The sequence below is a fragment of the Acinetobacter sp. 1542444 genome, from assembly GCF_000581835.1.
In the GTDB taxonomy this organism is placed as follows: Bacteria; Pseudomonadota; Gammaproteobacteria; order Pseudomonadales; family Moraxellaceae; genus Acinetobacter; species Acinetobacter pittii.
In genome coordinates, this window is the sequence record NZ_JEYA01000001.1 from 75891 (window position 1) to 94002 (window position 18112).

20 protein-coding genes are annotated in these 18112 nt (G+C 38.5%); 19 read left to right on the forward strand and 1 reads right to left on the reverse strand.

Annotated elements, in window-relative coordinates:
* Positions 1-2 precede the first annotated feature (2 nt).
* From J580_RS04875 to J580_RS04900, 6 genes are all read left to right on the forward strand, one after another.
* Positions 3-695 (forward strand): hypothetical protein, encoded by a 693-nt coding sequence (locus J580_RS04875; protein WP_032003274.1) that lies wholly within the window; start codon positions 3-5, stop codon positions 693-695.
* A gap of 165 nt (positions 696-860) precedes the next feature.
* The gene (locus J580_RS04880; RefSeq protein WP_005802557.1) at positions 861-1178 is read left to right on the forward strand and encodes a hypothetical protein; all 318 of its coding nucleotides are present in this window, start codon (positions 861-863) and stop codon (positions 1176-1178) included.
* A gap of 175 nt (positions 1179-1353) precedes the next feature.
* Positions 1354-1548: a hypothetical protein gene (locus J580_RS04885; protein WP_032003275.1), complete on the forward strand. Its 195-nt coding sequence runs from the start codon at positions 1354-1356 to the stop codon at positions 1546-1548.
* 250 nt (positions 1549-1798) lie between these two features.
* Positions 1799-2257 carry a hypothetical protein gene (locus J580_RS04890; protein ID WP_032003276.1) on the forward strand — a complete coding sequence of 153 codons (459 nt, stop codon included), beginning with the start codon at positions 1799-1801 and terminating at the stop codon, positions 2255-2257.
* Between the two features lie 313 nt (positions 2258-2570).
* On the forward strand, positions 2571-2915 hold the full coding sequence (locus J580_RS04895) for a hypothetical protein (protein ID WP_032003277.1): 345 nt from the start codon (positions 2571-2573) through the stop codon (positions 2913-2915).
* A gap of 121 nt (positions 2916-3036) precedes the next feature.
* Positions 3037-3981 (forward strand): DUF4424 family protein, encoded by a 945-nt coding sequence (locus J580_RS04900; RefSeq protein WP_032003278.1) that lies wholly within the window; start codon positions 3037-3039, stop codon positions 3979-3981.
* A gap of 126 nt (positions 3982-4107) precedes the next feature.
* Here the strand turns inward: J580_RS04900 and J580_RS04905 are convergent, their stop codons facing one another.
* Complete coding sequence (locus J580_RS04905; protein WP_032003279.1) at positions 4108-4710, reverse strand: DoxX family protein; 603 nt, start codon at positions 4708-4710, stop codon at positions 4108-4110.
* A gap of 163 nt (positions 4711-4873) precedes the next feature.
* Here J580_RS04905 and J580_RS04910 point away from each other — a divergent pair, with 163 nt between their 5' ends.
* From J580_RS04910 to J580_RS04970, 13 genes are all read left to right on the forward strand, one after another.
* On the forward strand, positions 4874-5182 hold the full coding sequence (locus J580_RS04910; RefSeq protein WP_002122109.1) for a hypothetical protein: 309 nt from the start codon (positions 4874-4876) through the stop codon (positions 5180-5182).
* Between the two features lie 69 nt (positions 5183-5251).
* On the forward strand, positions 5252-6115 hold the full coding sequence (locus J580_RS04915; protein WP_032003280.1) for a DUF692 domain-containing protein: 864 nt from the start codon (positions 5252-5254) through the stop codon (positions 6113-6115).
* Positions 6066-6827, forward strand: coding sequence for a DNA-binding domain-containing protein (locus tag J580_RS04920; RefSeq protein ID WP_032003281.1), 762 nt, complete (start codon positions 6066-6068; stop codon positions 6825-6827). Before J580_RS04915 ends, J580_RS04920 begins: the two co-directional genes overlap by 50 nt.
* The gene (locus tag J580_RS04925) at positions 6824-7444 is read left to right on the forward strand and encodes an RNA polymerase factor sigma-70 (RefSeq protein ID WP_032003282.1); all 621 of its coding nucleotides are present in this window, start codon (positions 6824-6826) and stop codon (positions 7442-7444) included. The genes J580_RS04920 and J580_RS04925 overlap by 4 nt, the downstream gene beginning before the upstream one ends.
* The gene (locus tag J580_RS04930) at positions 7438-7617 is read left to right on the forward strand and encodes a zf-HC2 domain-containing protein (protein ID WP_017400102.1); all 180 of its coding nucleotides are present in this window, start codon (positions 7438-7440) and stop codon (positions 7615-7617) included. The genes J580_RS04925 and J580_RS04930 overlap by 7 nt, the downstream gene beginning before the upstream one ends.
* A gap of 91 nt (positions 7618-7708) precedes the next feature.
* Complete coding sequence (mumR, locus tag J580_RS04935; protein ID WP_014206319.1) at positions 7709-8620, forward strand: LysR family transcriptional regulator MumR; 912 nt, start codon at positions 7709-7711, stop codon at positions 8618-8620.
* Between the two features lie 345 nt (positions 8621-8965).
* The gene (locus J580_RS04940; protein WP_014206320.1) at positions 8966-10219 is read left to right on the forward strand and encodes an NRAMP family divalent metal transporter; all 1254 of its coding nucleotides are present in this window, start codon (positions 8966-8968) and stop codon (positions 10217-10219) included.
* Positions 10220-10253: 34 nt separating this feature from the next.
* Entirely contained in the window at positions 10254-11018 is a 765-nt protein-coding gene (locus tag J580_RS04945; protein WP_032003283.1) for a LamB/YcsF family protein, read from the forward strand.
* A gap of 2 nt (positions 11019-11020) precedes the next feature.
* Entirely contained in the window at positions 11021-11836 is an 816-nt protein-coding gene (locus tag J580_RS04950; RefSeq protein WP_079381143.1) for a putative hydro-lyase, read from the forward strand.
* A 32-nt stretch (positions 11837-11868) separates the two neighbouring features.
* Positions 11869-13455 (forward strand): urea amidolyase family protein, encoded by a 1587-nt coding sequence (locus tag J580_RS04955; protein ID WP_032003284.1) that lies wholly within the window; start codon positions 11869-11871, stop codon positions 13453-13455.
* Positions 13452-15170 carry an acetyl/propionyl/methylcrotonyl-CoA carboxylase subunit alpha gene (locus J580_RS04960; RefSeq protein WP_032003285.1) on the forward strand — a complete coding sequence of 573 codons (1719 nt, stop codon included), beginning with the start codon at positions 13452-13454 and terminating at the stop codon, positions 15168-15170. The genes J580_RS04955 and J580_RS04960 overlap by 4 nt, the downstream gene beginning before the upstream one ends.
* Before the next feature lie 303 nt (positions 15171-15473).
* Positions 15474-16694, forward strand: a complete 1221-nt coding sequence (locus tag J580_RS04965) for a chloride channel protein (protein ID WP_017400097.1) — start codon at positions 15474-15476, stop codon at positions 16692-16694.
* 224 nt (positions 16695-16918) lie between these two features.
* Positions 16919-17836: a hypothetical protein gene (locus J580_RS04970; protein ID WP_032003286.1), complete on the forward strand. Its 918-nt coding sequence runs from the start codon at positions 16919-16921 to the stop codon at positions 17834-17836.
* Positions 17837-18112 lie beyond the last annotated feature (276 nt).

Below are 18112 nucleotides of genomic sequence, written 5' to 3' on the forward strand. Positions count from 1 at the left end.
ATATGGCTTCTAAAAATTTTCTTTCTACGCTTGCACGGAAAAGTAAAGAAAATAGAGGAAATATAGCCTTATGCTCTATTCTTTTTATTATTCCTTTATTTGTATTTCCTACTCATCCTAAAAACGAATGGCAGTACGAGCTATATCAATACATCACACAAACTATGCATGTGACTGTTGGTACGAAAGGCCCATTACCGTTTTTTACGATTCTTTATAGCCTTTACATAACTATAGTCATGTTCTTTGTTGGTTGTGTTATCTGCTATTTTTTTATTAAAAAATATGGGGTTAATAAAGCTTATCAAGAAGAAATTTATAAATTCTTTTTCAAAGCCGAATTTGAATCTTCAAAAAAATACCCTTGGCTAGAAAAGCCTCTAATTAAAAAGACTTTAGTCTCAAGTACATTTGCTGGGTGTTTTGTCATGGGAATTTTTCACTTTATTGAGGATGATATTACTCAGCAAAGGCCTAGACGTAGAGGTGGACTCATATCATTCTGTTATAACTATAGAGTCGGGGTTATGTTTTGGGAAATCATAAGTACTGCCTTTAGCATTTTTCCTATTTTTTATTTTGGTCTTTTATTCTTATACATCATTAATTATTTTTTTCGCGGGTTAGGTACAGGTAAGGTGGCTATTCCTTTAGAGGTATCAAGCAAAAAACGAAAGAGAACTAGGAAGGTCTGATATTTTTCTTTTGAATTGATAAAACACATTTCACTTAACCTATCAAAAAATGTGACAGAATCTAACTTTTTATAACCTATAAACGCGACTATCCTAATTGGGCTTGAACACAATCTTTTGAAGTGTTCCTTTTTAGTTTAGTTAGATTTTTTAGGTATTTAAAAAATGAATAAAATGCACGTAACTTTAGCGGTGATTATTGGCTTAATTATTGGTGGTGTAATCGGTGCTCTAGGTTACTCTAAAACTGCTGCGCGTTATGACGCGATGACCACAGCCTGTGTCATGGTAAATCAAGCAGTTGAACATGGCATCTTACAACCAGAACAAGTCAAAGAGCTTGGAGAGTTAACTGGCCAAACCCTTAAAAAAGATTACGAGTCAGTTGCCTCTAAATTTAAATTCTCTGAAAAGCAATTAGGTAATGCATCTGAAGGTTCTAATTGTAGTCAGTTTATTGTTGGGGTAAATGCCGCACAATAACCATTAAGAAGCCCACAGTGAGTGGGCTTTTTTTATAATGTTTAATTAGGGCAGCTACAATATTAACTGAACATACCATTTATAGACTGCTATAATAATGATCAATTCAAAATCTGAAATATAAGCTTGCCTAAAGGCAGGCTTTTAATATGTGTAATTAAGTCTGCTAGGAAATATGAAACGCTATTTAAAACAAACTGAATCGGCTACGACTAATTGGACAACAGAGCAAGACTGCTTCTTGATCGAAAATAATTCTCTCTCAATTTACGAGCTCATCGAACATTTACCTTTTTCTGAAGAAGAAATACGAGTGCGTCGAGCTGTTTTAGGGCTGGTAAGACGAGATAAGCAAATGAAAACATATTAATTTTACCAAGTGGTAAAAATGATATGAAAATAAATGTTTCTAATTATCTCTATTCAACCATGCATTTTTGCGGATGAGTTATCAAAACCTTAATTTTTTTAAGAGTTTTTATGGTGCAATTTACATAAAGCACTAACTACTTACAAACCACTCTAATAAGGATACCTTTAATTACACTACTTTAAGCATAATCAAAGACAGAAAACATTCATAGATCAGAACTTTATAACAATAGTACGGAGAGAGGTTAATGCCAAAGTATCTAGCTGTAGCCGAAAAGGTTTATAAAAATATAAAAAAAGATAGCTTATTCACTGATGACATTACTCAGAACCTTAACTGTTTAATTAGTCAGATTCGAAAAGCCATCAAAGGAACTGAGTTTAAGCTCAAGTTCAACTATATCGACTTTGAAGAAAACTTAACGAAACCGTTAAGTGAATGCAAAGTTCAAATTGATCTGAGCGTTATGCCAAAGTTCGTAAATGAAGGTGAATATCTTCTTTGGTTAGCTGGATTTATTGAGCGAATCACAGAAGGGGGAAAGCCTAAATTGCCACCAATTTCGCACTTTTTACCACCAGGTTTTAAAATGTCGAAAGATTCGTTTCCTGTAACTGTTGCTCCTCCAAAAGAAGAGCATGCAGACATGATTATCAATTATTTTAAATCTGAGGATTTTATGAAAACCAATAAAACTCCTTCATAAAAGAATATAGAAGCGAACGTCCACCTTGCTTCTATATACTGCTGGTTTAAACTCAGCGACCGCCTTCTGGGGCGGTTTTTTTTTGACTTAAAATTGATCATTACTTAATTGTGATAACTAGAAAAATTTAACTTCAACAAAAGTCTTAAATGTATATAAATATGAAAATAAAAAATGTTTTTAATAAATATCAATTGCTTAATTATATTTGTCGGTAAAGTAAAAAATACATTTTTCACATTACTAATGTACCAAGTAACGCAATTAAACATTTAGCAGTTCATAATCTTTAAAAAAAGAGAAAGTGAACGATATGAATGAAAATGCAGAGCTTATAAAATACATTGACGTTGCTGAAAACGTCTATGAACGTGTCTATGAGAATAATCAAGTTTCAAATAATTTGATTGTTAACCTTAACCGCATCATGGCGGAAATCAAAAAACAGGCCCAAGAAAAAGACCTAAAGTTAAAATATAAGTCGATTGACTTTGAATATTGCTTGAGTTTGCCTTTGGCCGATAGAGATATAAAAATTGACCTTAGTTTGATGCCTCACTTTGAACATCGTGATGAATGCATTTTATGGCTAACCAACTTTATTGGAAAAATTAGTGTACCTAAAAAGATGACGAGACAAAAGCTAAGTTTTCTTTAAATTTTTTTAGATTTAAAGCGATATAAGTCATTACTAAAAAACTAACCGCCTCTGTGCTTAAACAGTTATGCTTTATTACAGATCGATATTTCATAATTAGAAAATGACAGAGCGCTTTAAAATGAAAACGTTTGTATTAACCTTTGCTGTTTTAGCTTCACTATCTACCTTTAGTCTAGCCAATGACTCTACGGGTTACGTGGGTACAGGTGGGATTCAATATCTCAAAAACTCACAGATTGCCATGCAAAGTGAAGATCTATTCATCAGTAAAAAACTGATTAAGGTCGACTATCTTTATAAAAACTTAAGTAATAAAGACGTAACGGAAACCATCTTATTTCCGTTACCACGCATTGATAATTTTTTTGAGTCTGATTTTGCTCACACCGAACAGCTTTTAAAAAGTTTTAAAATTGTGGTGGATGGTAAAAATATAAAACCTGAGATGCATGTCAGAACTTTTATTCAAAAAGATGAAAAATCTCCCCTGATTGATGCTACGGATGAGTTTAAGCAATGCGGTTTTAGTGAAAAAGACATGCTAAATCCGTGGACTCGTACTAACTATGATTATGAATATTATGTAGACAAGCTAAAACAATGTAATAAACCGCAAATACAGAAAATTTTAGCTAATTTTAAAAAAGATGATGTTATTCCGTGGTCATCTCAAGTGGTTTATAGTTGGAAGCAGACTTTCAAAGCCAATAGTTTGACTAAAATTCACCATGAATATAAACCTTTGGTAGGTGGCTCTGTAGCTCTCTATCCAGATGAATATAACCAGCAATTTTGTATGGATAAAAAATTTAAGCAGGGCTTAAAAAAAGCCAGTGCAGAAAATTCGCCGTTTAGTGCTTTGGGTTATATTTTGACGACGGGGGCAAATTGGGCAAAGCCAATTGAAAACTTTAAGTTAACTATTGAGCGTGATAAGGATGAACTGGTTTCATTTTGTTGGGATGGGCCAGTTAAAAAGATTAGTCCAACTCAATTTCAAATGACTAAAACCAAGTTTGTACCTAAAAAAGACCTAGATATTATTTTTGTGAGAGTTCGATAATTTGATACCAGCTTCTGGTTTGACCAAATTGGCTCACTATCAATTGTGTGTCATGAGGGTAACATGACACAATAAGAAAAAGATGCTCTATATGGCTGTCAGAAGGATTGTTGGCGTAATGATTAATTAGAGCAGTTTCTTTTTAATCCAATAATCTAAACTGAAATAACGGCCGCCTCCAAGAACAAGCAGTGCGAGTAGCATGACCAAATACGTAGCGGCAAACTCAATTCCATTATTTAAAATTACAAACGAGCCACTGGAAGTAAGCCAGTCATAATTGCCGTAGGTTTGTAATATTTCGCGAGCCTTTTCTAACTTTTCAGCCGAGGCCAAGACCTGCATGTTTGCAAAGGGCGCATTCGGATCAGCAATGGCTTGCCATCCATTCGGTAGATGGACCGTAAGTATGGCAACCAACATGGTAATCATGAGTGGAATACTAATTAAGCGAGTAAAAAGGCCAAATGCTAATAGTATTGCACCTGCTAGCTCAGCCGTTGTTGCAAGTAATGCCATTAAATACGGAAAGGGAAGCCCTAAACCTCCATCTGAGTTGCCAAACCATTCTACAATGTCATTAAAGTGCATTAATTTATTTGTGCCAGCCATCCAAAATATAGGAACTAAATACAATCGAAGAGCCAGAGCTGCGATGCCGTCCGCATGTTGTAGAGTTTTACCCAGTTTTTGATAATATTGAGATAAGCCATAAATAAAATTCTTCATGATAATTTCACATCCGATGCGATTGAATATTAATTAGTCGGATAAAAACTGTATTTCTTACATAAAAAAAATTTTATTTACGGTGTAATAAAAAAGGATTTGGTCCGTCTAACTATACGTACAAATGTACAAACCGAGAATTTATCTTTAAAGGAATACTAACATGAATAAGCTCAATTCAATGACTTCAGTGGCGGCATTATTAGCACTATCAGTTGCTGGCGCTACACAAGTGGCGGTAGCAGCAACCCATACAACAACCGAAGCACATGCAACCAAAGCAGCAGATGGAAAATGCGGTGAAGCAAAATGCGGTGCTAACAAAATGAAAAACCATGAAAAGTCTGCCGAAGCAAAATGTGGTGCAGATAAAAAAGCAGCAGATGGTAAATGTGGAGCAACCAAAAAAGCAGCGGACGGCAAGTGCGGTGCAGATAAAAAAGTCGCTGACGGTAAGTGCGGCGCTAAGTAAACAATCTGATCATGGATGATGTCGACCTTCTGGTAAGTGTCGGCATCGTTTCCAAAAGGAGAAATTACCATGATGGATTTGTCAGGCGTAGGGCTGGGTTTAAGGCGTGATTTTATAGATTCGTTTTTAGATGCAAAAACATATCCCGATTTTATCGAAGTTGCTCCTGAAAACTGGCTAGGCTTTGGTGGTCGACATGCGAAATTACTTGCAGAGTGTGTTGAAAAAGCCCCACTAATTTGTCACGGCTTATCATTGTCTATTGGCGGCCCTCATCCACTGAATATTGAATTTATCAAAAAAATAAAAAGCTTTTTAGAACAATATGATGTCTCTATTTATTCTGAACATTTAAGTTATACAAATGATGGCGGCTATTTATACGATTTGTTGCCAATCCCCATGACTGAAGCGGCTGTTCAATATGTCGCTGAACGTATTTTACGTGTTCAAGATATTTTAGGAAGACGGTTAGTCATAGAGAATGTTTCTACTTATTTAATGCCGAATGCTGAAATGAGTGAAGCGGAGTTTATCCGTGAGGTTCTTCAATATGCAGACTGTGATTTGCTTCTGGATGTAAATAATGTCTATGTCAACAGCATTAATCATGGCAGTGATGCATTTGGGTTTATTCGGGACATGCCAAAAGAGAGAATCCGTTATTTACATATTGCTGGACATGAACAAGTTCAAAAAAATTTATTAATTGATACGCATGGCGCAGAAGTTTGTGATCGTGTATGGGAACTATTGAGATATACCTATCAAGTGTGTGGTGTGAAAGCAACTTTACTTGAGCGCGACTTTAATATTCCATCATGGCAAGAATTAGAAAGGGAGCTAGCCAAAATCAAAATAATTCAACAACAGGAGAGTGGCTATGAAGGAAAATCAAATATCCTTCCAAACCATGCAACAACAGTTTTGTGACTGGATTAGAGATCCTAATGTGGAATTACCTCAAGCTCTTCCTGCCGAACGAATGCATATTTATCGAGACTTACTTTTTAATAATGTCTGTTCATTTATTGATTTAGTTTATCCCGTGGCTCGCGCGATGTTGCCAGAGTTAAAGTGGCAACAATTACTCTCGGAGTTTTTTCAAAAAGCCCAGTGTTGCTCACCTTTGTATAATGATATTTCTCTGGAGTTTAGAGAATATTTATCAAATCAGCAGCACCCGATATTGCAAGAATATCCTTGGTTGGCTGAGTTGTTGCAGTTTGAATGGCTTGAGTTGTATTTAGACACTGTTGAAATTGAAAAAGTAGTCTTGCAGGAAAACTGTGATTGGCAGTTAACTACAAAGGTATGGGTATTGGTTTATCAATATCCCGTTTATACGTGGACAACTTTAATGACTCCAGAACAGGCTGAGCCTATGCCTGGAGCAATTATGGTTTGGCGAGATGAACAAGACAAAGTATGTATTGAAGAGCTTTCACCTTTGTTTGCTATGGCGATTGAACAGTTGACTCAAAATGTAAAGTTAACTGACCAAGATATTCATACACTCATTCAATCTGTACTCACTGATTTATCTGAACATGATATTTATCTGCAAATTCAAGAGCTAAAAGCACTGTTAACTCGAATGCGATTAATTCAAGCTTCGCATAATTTTAAAGAGGTAGAGGGATGACTTCAGCCGTGGCATCAGATCATGAAGAAATAGGGAATCAGCTGCATAATCCAGCCTTTTTACAAGACTTAAGACAGCAAATGATAAAATTTGCTTTTTTACAGCTTTCTTCTCTTCCTCAAGCTGAAGATGTGGTGCAAGAGGCATTAACGAGTGCTTTCCAGCATTTAGATTCATTTAAAGGGCGTGCTGCGTTTAAAACATGGGTGTTTGCCATTTTAAAAAATAAAATTATTGATGTGATTCGGCAAAAATCGCGTTTGGTCGCAATGACTGAATTATTTAAAGATGAGGAAAGTGAACTGAGTATTGATGCACTGTTTGATGCTTCTGGACATTGGCATAAATATGAAGCGCCTCAAGCATGGCAAAGCCCTGAAGAAATGATGGAGCAGGCAGATTTCTGGATAATTTTTGAAGCTTGTTTAAATCATTTACCTGCCAAATATGCTCAAGTTTTTATGATGAGAGAGGTGATAGAGCTGAGTTCTAATGAGATTTGTAGCAAGTTGGAATTGTCTATCTCAAACTTTAATGTGTTGATGTATCGGAGTCGTACCCGACTACGTGAATGTTTAGAAAATAAATGGTTATTGAAGGAGGATTGTTCATGCTGACATGTCGACAAGCCACTCAACTGTTGTCTGAAAAGCAAGATAGACCATTGTTATTACGTGAGCAAAGTGGTTTACAACTGCATTTATTGGCGTGCCGCTCATGCCGCCGTTATTCAAAACAGATCAAAACAATTAGTCAGCTTTCTAAAGCATTTAAAAATTTGGATGGCTAATTTTATTTAAAAATTTATTTATTGCTAGCCTAATCACGCTAACAACTCCCATACTATAAAAGTAAAGGAGTTTTTTAAGACAGGATGAAACGTGAATTTAAAGAATCTTGAAGCATTTTATTGGGTTGTGACTTTAAAGAGCTTCAATAAGGCCGCGACTAAATTACAAACCACCCAGCCTGCGGTCTCTCAAAAAATCACATCTCTTGAAAATGAATTAGGCTTTAAAGTTTTAGATCGAAGTTATCGGCAGCTTAAACCAACACACAAAGGCTTAACTTTATTTAAGTACGCCGAAAAATTTATGCGACTAGAGACCGATCTGGTGGCTGAACTGACTGAAAATCAGCACCTGACTGGCACCATTCGTTTGGGCGTTTCCGAAACTATTGTTTATACATGGTTGGTTGAATATATCGAAAAGGTTCAGCAAGAGTTCCCAAAAATTTCAGTAGAAATTGTGGTAGACCTTACGCCTAACTTACAAGAAGGTGTTCGGACAGGTGACTTAGACATGGCTTTTTTACTTGGGCCTACTTTAGCTTTTGAGTGTATTGAACAAGCCTTGTGTGACTTTGAACTAAGTTTCTTGGCTTCACCGTCGTTTAAAGGTGGAGTTGCTCAAATGTCTTTTAAAACTTTAATGTCACATACCATTTTAACTTATCCAAAAATTACCTATCCCTATAAAGAATTGAAAGCACGAATGAAAGAGCAAGGGATTGATGAACCACTTTCAATTACTAGTTATTCATTGGCAACGCTGTTGCGTTTAGCCGAGCAGGGCTTGGGTATTGCTGTGGTGCCGACCTTAACAGCACTAAAAGAAATTACTGATGGGCGATTAGAAATATTAAATACGCCTATTCAGTTAAAGACGTTTCATTTCACCTCGATCTACATTCAAGGAAACGATGTTGCCTTAAAAGAGAAATTAACCGAAGTTGCGGTTAAGGTCTCTGAATGCGCTATGAAAAGACTCAATGAGCAAATTAAAAAATAAGCTGTTTTTGAGTGTCTTTTATCCCTATTGTTTCTCATTTAAAAAAAGCTGTTTTGTATGTGAAACCATAAAAGCAGCTTATTAACTTCAATAAGTAAAGCTTATCCTGATTTTCCAATAATTTATAAATTATTAAAAATCAATCACTTGAAATTTTTATTTTATGTAAAAAGTCTTATTGTCCGTAGGGATTAGCTATGTTTTTATTTTAGACACAAGATTTGATCACCGATTGTGTTAATTGGGGAACAGGGAATCTTTGTCATTTTAAAGGATTAAAGAATATCGTTTGGGACGAAAAATGGTGTTCTTGGTTCAACTTGAAAATAGCGTTGTTAAGCTCAAATGGATGAGGAACGCATTAATATGTCTTTACTGAAATCTTCTTTTTTATCAGATCGCCAATGGGCCATTGTGGCCTCGATCTTTATGATGGCGACCTCTGCAATGGGGCCCGGATTTTTAACCCAAACTGCTGTATTTACAGTCAAGTTAGGCGCGGCATTTGGCTTTGCCATTTTAGTTTCCATTTTGATTGATTATGTGGTTCAACAAAATATTTGGCGAGTGGTCACACTTACTCAAATGCGTGCATCAGACATTGCCAATAAAGCATTGCCGGGTAGTGGTTATTTACTGGCGTTTCTGGTGATTTTGGGCGGGTTTTTCTTTAGTGTCGGTAACATTGCCGGTGCAGCTTTAGGTTTAAATGCGCTTTTTGGCCTCGACACAAAGTGGGGCGGTATTTTAAGTGGTGCTTTAGCCATTTTGATTTTTGCTTCAAGAAAAGCAACGCTTGCCATGGATAAAAGCATGATCGTGTTGGGATTGCTTAAAATCCTCCTGATTATTATTGTTGCTGTCATTGTGATGCCTCCTGTTGGGCAAGCTGTACATCAAACCTTTGCTCCAGATCAGATCGACTTTGCCATTATTACCACCATTGTTGGCGGTACGGTTGGTGGCTATATCTGTTACGCGGGTGCCCATCGTTTACTCGATAAAGGCGCTGTTGGCCCTGAAAATATTGATGAAGTTGCTAAAGCGGCGACCAAGGGCATTGTTGTGGTCGGCATCATGCGCTATGTGTTGTTCTTGGCTTTTTTAGGTGTGGTGGTGAGCGGTGCAACCATTGATTTAGCCAGCCATGACGCCAATCCGGCAGCTCAAGCATTTCAATATGCAGCGGGTACATTTGGTTTTAAATTATTTGGTTTAATTTTCTGGGCAGCAGGGATTAGTAGCACCATTGGCGCAGCATATACTTCAGTGTCATTCTTTACTGCCTTTAAAAAGAACTTAACACCAAAACAAACCAACTATACGACCATTACCTTTATCGCATTGGCTTTATTGCTCTATGTGTTATTGGGTGCAACTCCGGCAGGTCTACTCATTTTTGTCGGTGGTTTTAACGGATTGGTGTTGCCAATTGGTCTTACAATTTTTGTGTATGTTGCCGCGTGCCGTAAAGATTTGATGGGTAATTATAACTATCCAAAATGGTTGCTTATTTTGGGTGGATTAACATGTCTGTTAACGTGGTGGATGGGCTACATGTCGTTTACGACTGTGTTTAACTATTTGACCAAGCTTTAAGCCAGACTGCGTGAAGTGATAAAGGAATAATGCCATGTTTGTAGATTTAAATAGTGATTTGGGTGAAAGCTTTGGCTCATGGAAAATGGGTAATGATGACCAGATTTTACCTGTCGTGACCAGTGCCAATATTGCTTGTGGCTTCCATGCGGGCGACCCACTCGGCATTTTAAAAACGGTTCGTAAAGCCGTTGAGCTTGGCGTGACTATTGGTGCTCACGTGTCTTACCCAGACCTTGTTGGGTTTGGCCGCCGTAATATGGATTTGTCGCGTGACGAACTGATTGCCGATGTGCTGTACCAAATTTCTGCACTCGATGGCTTGGCGAAAGTAGCAGGCTCAAAAGTGCAATATTTTAAACCACATGGCGCGCTCTACAACACCATTGCACATGACCAAGCTCAGGCAGCCGCAGTAATTGATGCCATTAAAATGTATAACCCTGAACTGGTCTTAGTGGCTTTGGCAGGTTCTAACTTAGTCGAGCAGGCACGTGTGGCTGGTTTAAAAGTTGTGTCTGAAGCTTTTGCAGACCGCGCTTATAACAGCGATGGTTCACTGGTGTCTCGCCGTCTAGAAGGTGCGGTTTTACACGACTCGGCATTTGTTGCGAGCCGTGTGGTGTCTATGCTTAAAAATGGTGGGGTAGAGTCAATTGACGGTGTATTTCCCCCAATTCAAGCCGATACCATTTGCTTACACGGCGACACCGATGGTGCGCTAGAGATGTCGGCTGCTATTAAGGCCGAGCTTGTAAAAAACAATATTGAAATCCGCCCATTTGTAAATAAAGCATAAGGATGAGCACCATGTATAAGGATATTAAAGTCGACCCAGCTCAGCTTGAAGCCGCATTAGATGCGCGTTTAAAAATCCGTGCTGGCTTTGATAAACCGACAGCAGGCATGGCTGCGGGCATGACGCAGGTCAACATGATTTCGGTGCCAAAAGAGTGGGCGTATGACTTTCTACTCTATGCACACCGTAATCCGCAAAGCTGCCCAGTGCTTGATGTGCTCGAAGAAGGCATCTATGCAACTAAGCTTGCAGCAGACTCAGACATCCGCACTGACTTCCCACGTTATCGCATTTGGAAAGATGGCCAAATGGTCGATGAAGTGACCGATGCCAGAGAGATTTATAATGCTCATCCTGATTTGGTGACATTCTTAATTGGTTGCAGTTTTTCGTTTGAAACAGCTTTGCAAGAAGCGGGCATTGAAGTTCGTCATATTCATGACGACACCAATGTACCGATGTATTTGAGCAATATTCAGTGTGAACCAGCAGGCCGTATTTCAGGAAATATGGTGGTTTCCATGCGACCAATTCCATCGCATCAAATTAGTGAAGCGGTACAAATTACAGCACGTATGCCGAGCGTGCATGGTGCACCTGTACATATTGGGCACCCTGAAAGCTTAGGAATTTTGGATGTAAATAAGCCAGACTTTGGCGATGCTTCTCGTATTGAAGCGGGTGAAATTCCAGTGTTTTGGGCGTGTGGAGTAACGCCGCAAGCTGCCGTCATGAACTCGAAAATTCCTTTTGCGATTAGTCATGCGCCGGGTTACATGTTTATTACCGACATTCCTGACCGTGCTTGGATTGGCTAATTGGACTAAAGAAGAATTAAAAGGATAAGCAAATGCGTTTTTTATCGGTAAACGCTGATTGTTTTCTGATTGAGCTTGCGAGCCTAGAAGAAACTTTGGCGTTGTACAATAAATTGCAAAATACGCAATTGAATGGAATTAAAGACTTAGTCCCTGCTGCAAAAACAATTTTGGTTTTCTTTAATGAGATCGAAACCAACTTTAAAACGCTGGTTGCTTTAATTCAGAGTCTCAAAATTGATTCTGGATTTGAGCGTAGTAGCCAAGAAGTGATTGTGCCGATTCGTTACGACGGTGAAGACCTTGCTCAAGTTGCCGAGCTACAAGGTTTGTCTGTGGCAGATGTGATTAGAAAACATCACCAAAGTGTGTGGAATGTGGCTTTTATTGGTTTTGCGCCGGGCTTTGCGTATATGAGCAGTCCCGATAAGCCTTTTACCGATATTCCACGTTTAACGGTTCCGCGTAAAAAAATACCGTCAGGTTCTTTGGGCTTGGCTGGAAAATACTCTGGTATTTACCCAAAAGACAGTCCGGGTGGCTGGCAGCTTATTGGGACAACATTAGAAAAAATGTGGGATTTAGAGCGTAAAAATCCTGCATTGCTATTACCGGGCATGACCTTACATTTTGAAGATGTGACGCATAGCCCGACAACTGTGACTGTACCGCAGCAAATCACGCGTACGGTTGAGCCTAAACAATCTGTGTCACTGTTTAAGATCACTGCGCCAAGTTTACAGATGCTCATTCAAGATGAAGGACGCTTAAATCAGACCAATATTGGTGTTGGGCTTGCTGGTGCAATGGATTTATCTGCCATGCACAGTGCTAACCGTATTGTCGGTAATCCAACCGATACACCAGTCATTGAAGTTTTAAATGGTGGTTTAAAAGCCAAAATGCAGCATGCAGGCGTTATTGCGGTGGCTGGGGCTATTTCAAACATTCGTGTGAAATTTGCTGACGGACAAACCGCAGACTTTGCAAGCTATCAACCGATTGATTTGGACAAAGGCGATGAATTTCAAATTCAGCCACCAACAGCAGGTTTAAGAAATTATTTAGCAGTTCGTGGTGGTATAGACGTTGAACCAGTGCTCAATAGTGCTTCGTTTGACAGCTTGGCAGTGTTGGGGCCAGAGCCTTTAAAACTTGGAGATACCATTTATCAAGGGCAGGTAAAGGCAGCCAACATTAGCGTAAATGAAGTAGGTAAAACCGACTTACCGCGAGCTGGCCAAGTCGTTGAGCTAGATATTGTGATGGGGCCACGCACTGACTGGTTTGAACGAGACAGTATTGAACTGCTCTGTGAACAAGAATGGCTGGTAACCAATGAAAGCAACCGCGTCGGGCTAAGACTTTCAGGGGAGCAGGCTTTAACTCGCAAAATTACCTACGAGTTGGAAAGTGAAGGCACATGTATTGGCGCTTTGCAGATTCCACCGAGTGGCCAACCCGTTTTGTTTATGAATGATCACCCTTTAACGGGCGGATATCCGGTCATTGCTTCAGTTGCTAAACACCATTGGGATTTGGTGGCACAGATTCCGGCAGGTTGCCGCATCAAATTTAAAAAAATTGCCGAATTTACAGATTTTGAGAATGAAAGATGAATACAGAAAAATTATTGATTGCTAACCGTGGTGAAATTGCCGTTCGTATTATTCATGCTTGCCGTGACATGGGAATTTCTTCAGTCGCGTTATATGCAGATGATGACATTGGCAGCATGCATGTCGAACTTGCAGATGAAGCATGGGGTTTGGCTGGTGCAACTGCTAGCGAGACTTACCTAAATATTCCTGCCATTATCGAAGTTGCAAAAAAATCGAAAGCGACCATGGTGCATCCGGGTTATGGCTTTTTATCCGAACGTGCTGAATTTGCCCAAGCCGTGATTGATGCGGGCTTAAAATGGGGAGGGCCATCACCAAGTGCCATTGAAAAACTAGGCGATAAAATCGAAGCACGTAAAATTGCTGCTTCCGTTGGTGCGCCCTTGGTTCAGGGTACGCAAGACCCACTTAATAATGCAGATGAAGCTTTAGAGTTTGCCAAACAATATGGTTTACCAATTGCCATTAAAGCCGCATTCGGTGGCGGTGGGCGTGGCTTAAAAGTCGCGTGGAAACTCGAAGAAGTCAAAGAGCTTTATGAGTCGGCAGTGCGAGAGGCAAAAGCTGCTTTTGGTCGTGGTGAATGTTTTGTCGAGCAATATCTTGATAAACCGCGCCATGTAGAAGCGCAGGTGATAGCAGACCAACATGGAAACATTGTGGTGCTTGGCACACGTGATTGTTCATTGCAACGCCGCAACCAAAAGTTAGTCGAAGAAGCACCAGCGCCATTTATTAGCGATGAGATTTATCAGCAAATTTTAACCTCGGCAAAAAACATTTGTCAGGCTGCAAACTATGTGGGTGCGGGCACAGTTGAATATTTACTGAGCCGTGACGGCAAGCTTTCATTTTTAGAAGTAAATACTCGTTTGCAAGTTGAGCATCCAGTGACTGAAGAAACTTCCAAAGTTGATTTGGTGGTTGAGCAAATTCGCGTGGCACAGGGCCATGAGCTTTCTATTAAAGAAACACCGAAAGCACAAGGCCATGCCATTGAGTTTCGTATCAATGCCGAAGACCCAGCACGTGGTTTTATTCCAGCGTTTGGTGTATTGAGTTTATTTGAAGCGCCGTTTGGTAACGGTGTACGAGTAGACACAGGTGTTCGCACTGGGTCATTAGTGTCTAGCCATTTTGACTCACTCATGGCAAAGCTAATTGTGACTGGTCCAACCCGCGAAGTTGCAATTGCTCGCGCTAAACGTGCTTTAAAACAATTTAAAATTGAAGGCGTAGCTTCGGTTTTAGATTTTCACCGCGCGGTACTTAATGAACCTGACTTTACAGATGAATTTAATGTACATACACGCTGGATTGAAAATGACTTTAAACAAGAATTAAAGCCAACCAAACGTGGCATTCCAAACCATCAACAACCAATGCTACTCAGCTACATTGAAATTGATGGCAAGTTACACCGTCTAGGTTTACCAGCAGGCATGTTTGCACAAGGTCCAGCAACCGCAGTTCAAGCACAAACCGCTGAGCCAGAAGTGAGTGCCGAGCATTTACTTGCTCCAATTAATGGTGTGATTAGCGCTTGGAAAGTCGAAAATGGCGAGCAAGTCACCGAAGGTCAAGTGGTTGCCATTATGGAAGCCATGAAAATGGAAGTACAGGTACTGGCGCACCGCAGTGGCGTTATTCAGATTGGCGCAGAGAAGGGCGCGACCTGTCATGCGGAAACTGTGATTGCGAGTATTAATTAAGACTTCATTAAATAATTTGACCCGATTAGGCATTAGTTTGATTGGGTCAAATCGAATGCTTATTTATTCACTTAGTTCGTTATTTTTCGCAGTACTCGTTAACCATTTTCAGCTTGAAAATCAGCCCTAATTGTGAGATATTTATCACAGTTTAGTGATATGAAAATTAATCACTGTATTGAAAGCTCGCTTATGCGGGCTTTAATTTTTAGCCCAGTTTAAGCATTTCTCACTTAATGAGCTGGCAGCATAAAAACAATTTGAGAATTTGGCACTCACTCAAAGGCGAATTGAAGAAAGCGAATGAAAATTCTACCTTCATCTGAATATGATCAAATTCTAAAATACAGTGTCTATTGGCTCGTCATCTCGATCGTGATTGGAGTCGTCGCGGGGTTGGCATCGACTTTAATTTTTGTGGCTTTTGATATTTCAAACAAAGTCCGAAGCCTGCATCACTGGCTCATCTACTTTTTGCCTTTTGTGGGTTTTGGTATTGGTTATCTCATTAAAAAATATGGATCACCGATTGAGCGGGGAACCCATTTACTGATTGATGAAATTCACCAGCCTAAGTCGTTTATTCCAAAACGAATGAGCCCTATCATTTTTATTACTTCAATTTTAACGCAGTTATTTGGTGGTTCGGCAGGGCGTGAAGCGCCTGCGGTTCAGCTTTCAGGTGCCTTAATTGACCACTTGAGTCATATATTAAAAGTCTCGGAAGATAACCGAAAAATTTGTTTAATCGCCAGTATCGGTGCAGGCTTTGCAGGGGTGTTTGGTTTGCCTCTAGCGGGTGCAATCTATGGGTTAGAAATTACCGCTTTAGGTAATTTAAGATATTCAGCTATTTTTCCATGTTTTGTTTCGGCGCTGATTGCATCGGCCATACCTGAGCTATTTGATATTGTTCATCCGCATATTTTTTATGTGATTAGTGAGTTTCCAGCCATTCATTTTGGCACGCTTATGAACTTAATTGTGGCAGGGCTGATCTTTGGTTTAGTCGCACGTTTCTTTATTGCAGCCATTCATTTTGCGAGTGACGTCTTTTATAAATACGTTCGGTATTTGCCATTAAGAACGATGGCGGGTGGTATTGTCATTATGCTACTTACGTTGTTCACTGCGCATCAGCAATACAACGGTTTGGGTACAGATAAAATCATTTCATCTTTTTATGTACCGATTGAGTTTTACGACTTTTTTAACAAGACCATTTTTACTGCCATCACTTTAGGTTCAGGCTTTAAAGGTGGTGAAATTACGCCACTCTTTTATGTAGGTGCGACATTAGGTAATGCTTTAGGAGCGGTTTTAAATCTGCCAATTTCATTGCTTGCTGGCTTAGGTTTGGTCAGTCTGTTTTCAGGGGCGAGTAAGGCACCGTTAACATCTATTATTTTAGCTGTTGAGCTATTTGGAATGAATGTTGCCACTTATGCAATTATTACTTGTTTGTTGGCAGCACTATTTTCTGGGAACTGTGGATTGTATCGCCGTAAAAAGTTGATGGATTAGGTGGGTTACTTGGTTCTTGCTTCGTTAACTCTAGCTAAAATTAATTTGAAGATTACAGCTGAAAATAATCTCAAAAAAGCTTAAAGTATTTTTAATATTAAGTAGAAAAAATAAGGTTGAGTATATTTAGTTATATACAAGATTGATTATTTAAATAGCCTTAATAGTAACAAATAACAGCTCAATATATTACACTGGGATAAATTCTTGGGTGGAGCTTATTTGTGCAGGCATTATTACTAATATTCGGATATTTTTTTGTTTGGTGTATTTATATTCTAGCTTTGTTATTGCCTTACTATGTTGCTTATTCAATTATAGAACCTCATAGTTTTATGGGGACAGTAGGTGTTTTTATTTTAGGCTCAGTTATTGCTCCTTTAATTGTTATGGCAGCTATAACAGTTCTAGGAACAATTGGTCTAAGTTTTGATACGCTAAAGAATAAATTTTCAAAATCGAATTCCTATGAGAAAAATTTAAAAACTGTTTATACAGAACCTGAAAGAAGAAAAGGTAAATCACTTATTTATTTTTTAATTTTAATTATTTTTGTATGTATAGGAATTATAATTTATTTATTGAATTCACCGAAAAGCTATGTTGAGCAACCAGCCTATAGTGAAACTGATAGCGTATATCAAGATGAGAATAAATTTAACAATCCTATAAATAATATTGATTATCAAACTGAGAGTAGTGCTTCCTATACCAAGGATATTGATATTTCATCTCAAGAAGAGCAACCTAAAGTATTAGAGGAGGAGTTAAATGAAAGTACTTCGACAAATCTTAGCTCACCTAATTTAACTACTTTAGGACCCTCACACTTAAAATTAGATATCCATTTCATTGATGAAAAAGGAATCTCTTTTAATATGGATTTTAAAAATGCTAATAGACCTGAATTAAATACTTCTGGAACTTGTACTTATACTAAAAATCACTTAGAAGGAGAAACTAGATACTCCAAGCTTATAGATAAGGAGTTGTCAATATATGCTTTATATGAGTGTGATAATGGAAGAACAATAGAGGTTTCTAAGTTTAATGAATTGGATCAAGATCACTTAATAATGACTTTAAGTTTAACGAATAATTACAATAGAGTTTTTTATAGTGGTGAAATGGTTGAACCATAAAAATTTAATTTTATATAGTCAAAAAACTTTATAGAACATTTATCTAAAATTAATAGGATTAGGGTAAGTTGAATTTCAATGATGATTGACTTACCTATTTTTTTATTTCCTTCAACCGCTCTACTTTAATACAAATGTCATTTCACACGCTTGACGCCAACAATAGCGAATACTATCCTTTGCGGGCTGGCCTACATTGCCAGTCGGTTTTAGCAGACCGTTTTCATCTAGAACATCAAAAAAGTAATTTTTTGGTGATGAACTCGTTCGTCCCCC

Bases quoted from the DNA above. Each gene is read 5' to 3' on its own strand.
- J580_RS04875 (WP_032003274.1), top strand. From the start codon at position 3: ATGGCTTCTAAAAATTTTCTTTCTACGCTTGCACGGAAAAGTAAAGAA.
- J580_RS04880 (WP_005802557.1), top strand. From the start codon at position 861: ATGAATAAAATGCACGTAACTTTAGCGGTGATTATTGGCTTAATTATT.
- J580_RS04885 (WP_032003275.1), top strand. From the start codon at position 1,354: ATGAAACGCTATTTAAAACAAACTGAATCGGCTACGACTAATTGGACA.
- J580_RS04890 (WP_032003276.1), top strand. From the start codon at position 1,799: ATGCCAAAGTATCTAGCTGTAGCCGAAAAGGTTTATAAAAATATAAAA.
- J580_RS04895 (WP_032003277.1), top strand. From the start codon at position 2,571: ATGAATGAAAATGCAGAGCTTATAAAATACATTGACGTTGCTGAAAAC.
- J580_RS04900 (WP_032003278.1), top strand. From the start codon at position 3,037: ATGAAAACGTTTGTATTAACCTTTGCTGTTTTAGCTTCACTATCTACC.
- J580_RS04905 (WP_032003279.1), bottom strand. From the start codon at position 4,710: ATGAAGAATTTTATTTATGGCTTATCTCAATATTATCAAAAACTGGGT.
- J580_RS04910 (WP_002122109.1), top strand. From the start codon at position 4,874: ATGAATAAGCTCAATTCAATGACTTCAGTGGCGGCATTATTAGCACTA.
- J580_RS04915 (WP_032003280.1), top strand. From the start codon at position 5,252: ATGATGGATTTGTCAGGCGTAGGGCTGGGTTTAAGGCGTGATTTTATA.
- J580_RS04920 (WP_032003281.1), top strand. From the start codon at position 6,066: ATGAAGGAAAATCAAATATCCTTCCAAACCATGCAACAACAGTTTTGT.
- J580_RS04925 (WP_032003282.1), top strand. From the start codon at position 6,824: ATGACTTCAGCCGTGGCATCAGATCATGAAGAAATAGGGAATCAGCTG.
- J580_RS04930 (WP_017400102.1), top strand. From the start codon at position 7,438: ATGCTGACATGTCGACAAGCCACTCAACTGTTGTCTGAAAAGCAAGAT.
- J580_RS04940 (WP_014206320.1), top strand. From the start codon at position 8,966: ATGGATGAGGAACGCATTAATATGTCTTTACTGAAATCTTCTTTTTTA.
- J580_RS04945 (WP_032003283.1), top strand. From the start codon at position 10,254: ATGTTTGTAGATTTAAATAGTGATTTGGGTGAAAGCTTTGGCTCATGG.
- J580_RS04950 (WP_079381143.1), top strand. From the start codon at position 11,021: ATGAGCACCATGTATAAGGATATTAAAGTCGACCCAGCTCAGCTTGAA.
- J580_RS04955 (WP_032003284.1), top strand. From the start codon at position 11,869: ATGCGTTTTTTATCGGTAAACGCTGATTGTTTTCTGATTGAGCTTGCG.
- J580_RS04960 (WP_032003285.1), top strand. From the start codon at position 13,452: ATGAATACAGAAAAATTATTGATTGCTAACCGTGGTGAAATTGCCGTT.
- J580_RS04965 (WP_017400097.1), top strand. From the start codon at position 15,474: ATGAAAATTCTACCTTCATCTGAATATGATCAAATTCTAAAATACAGT.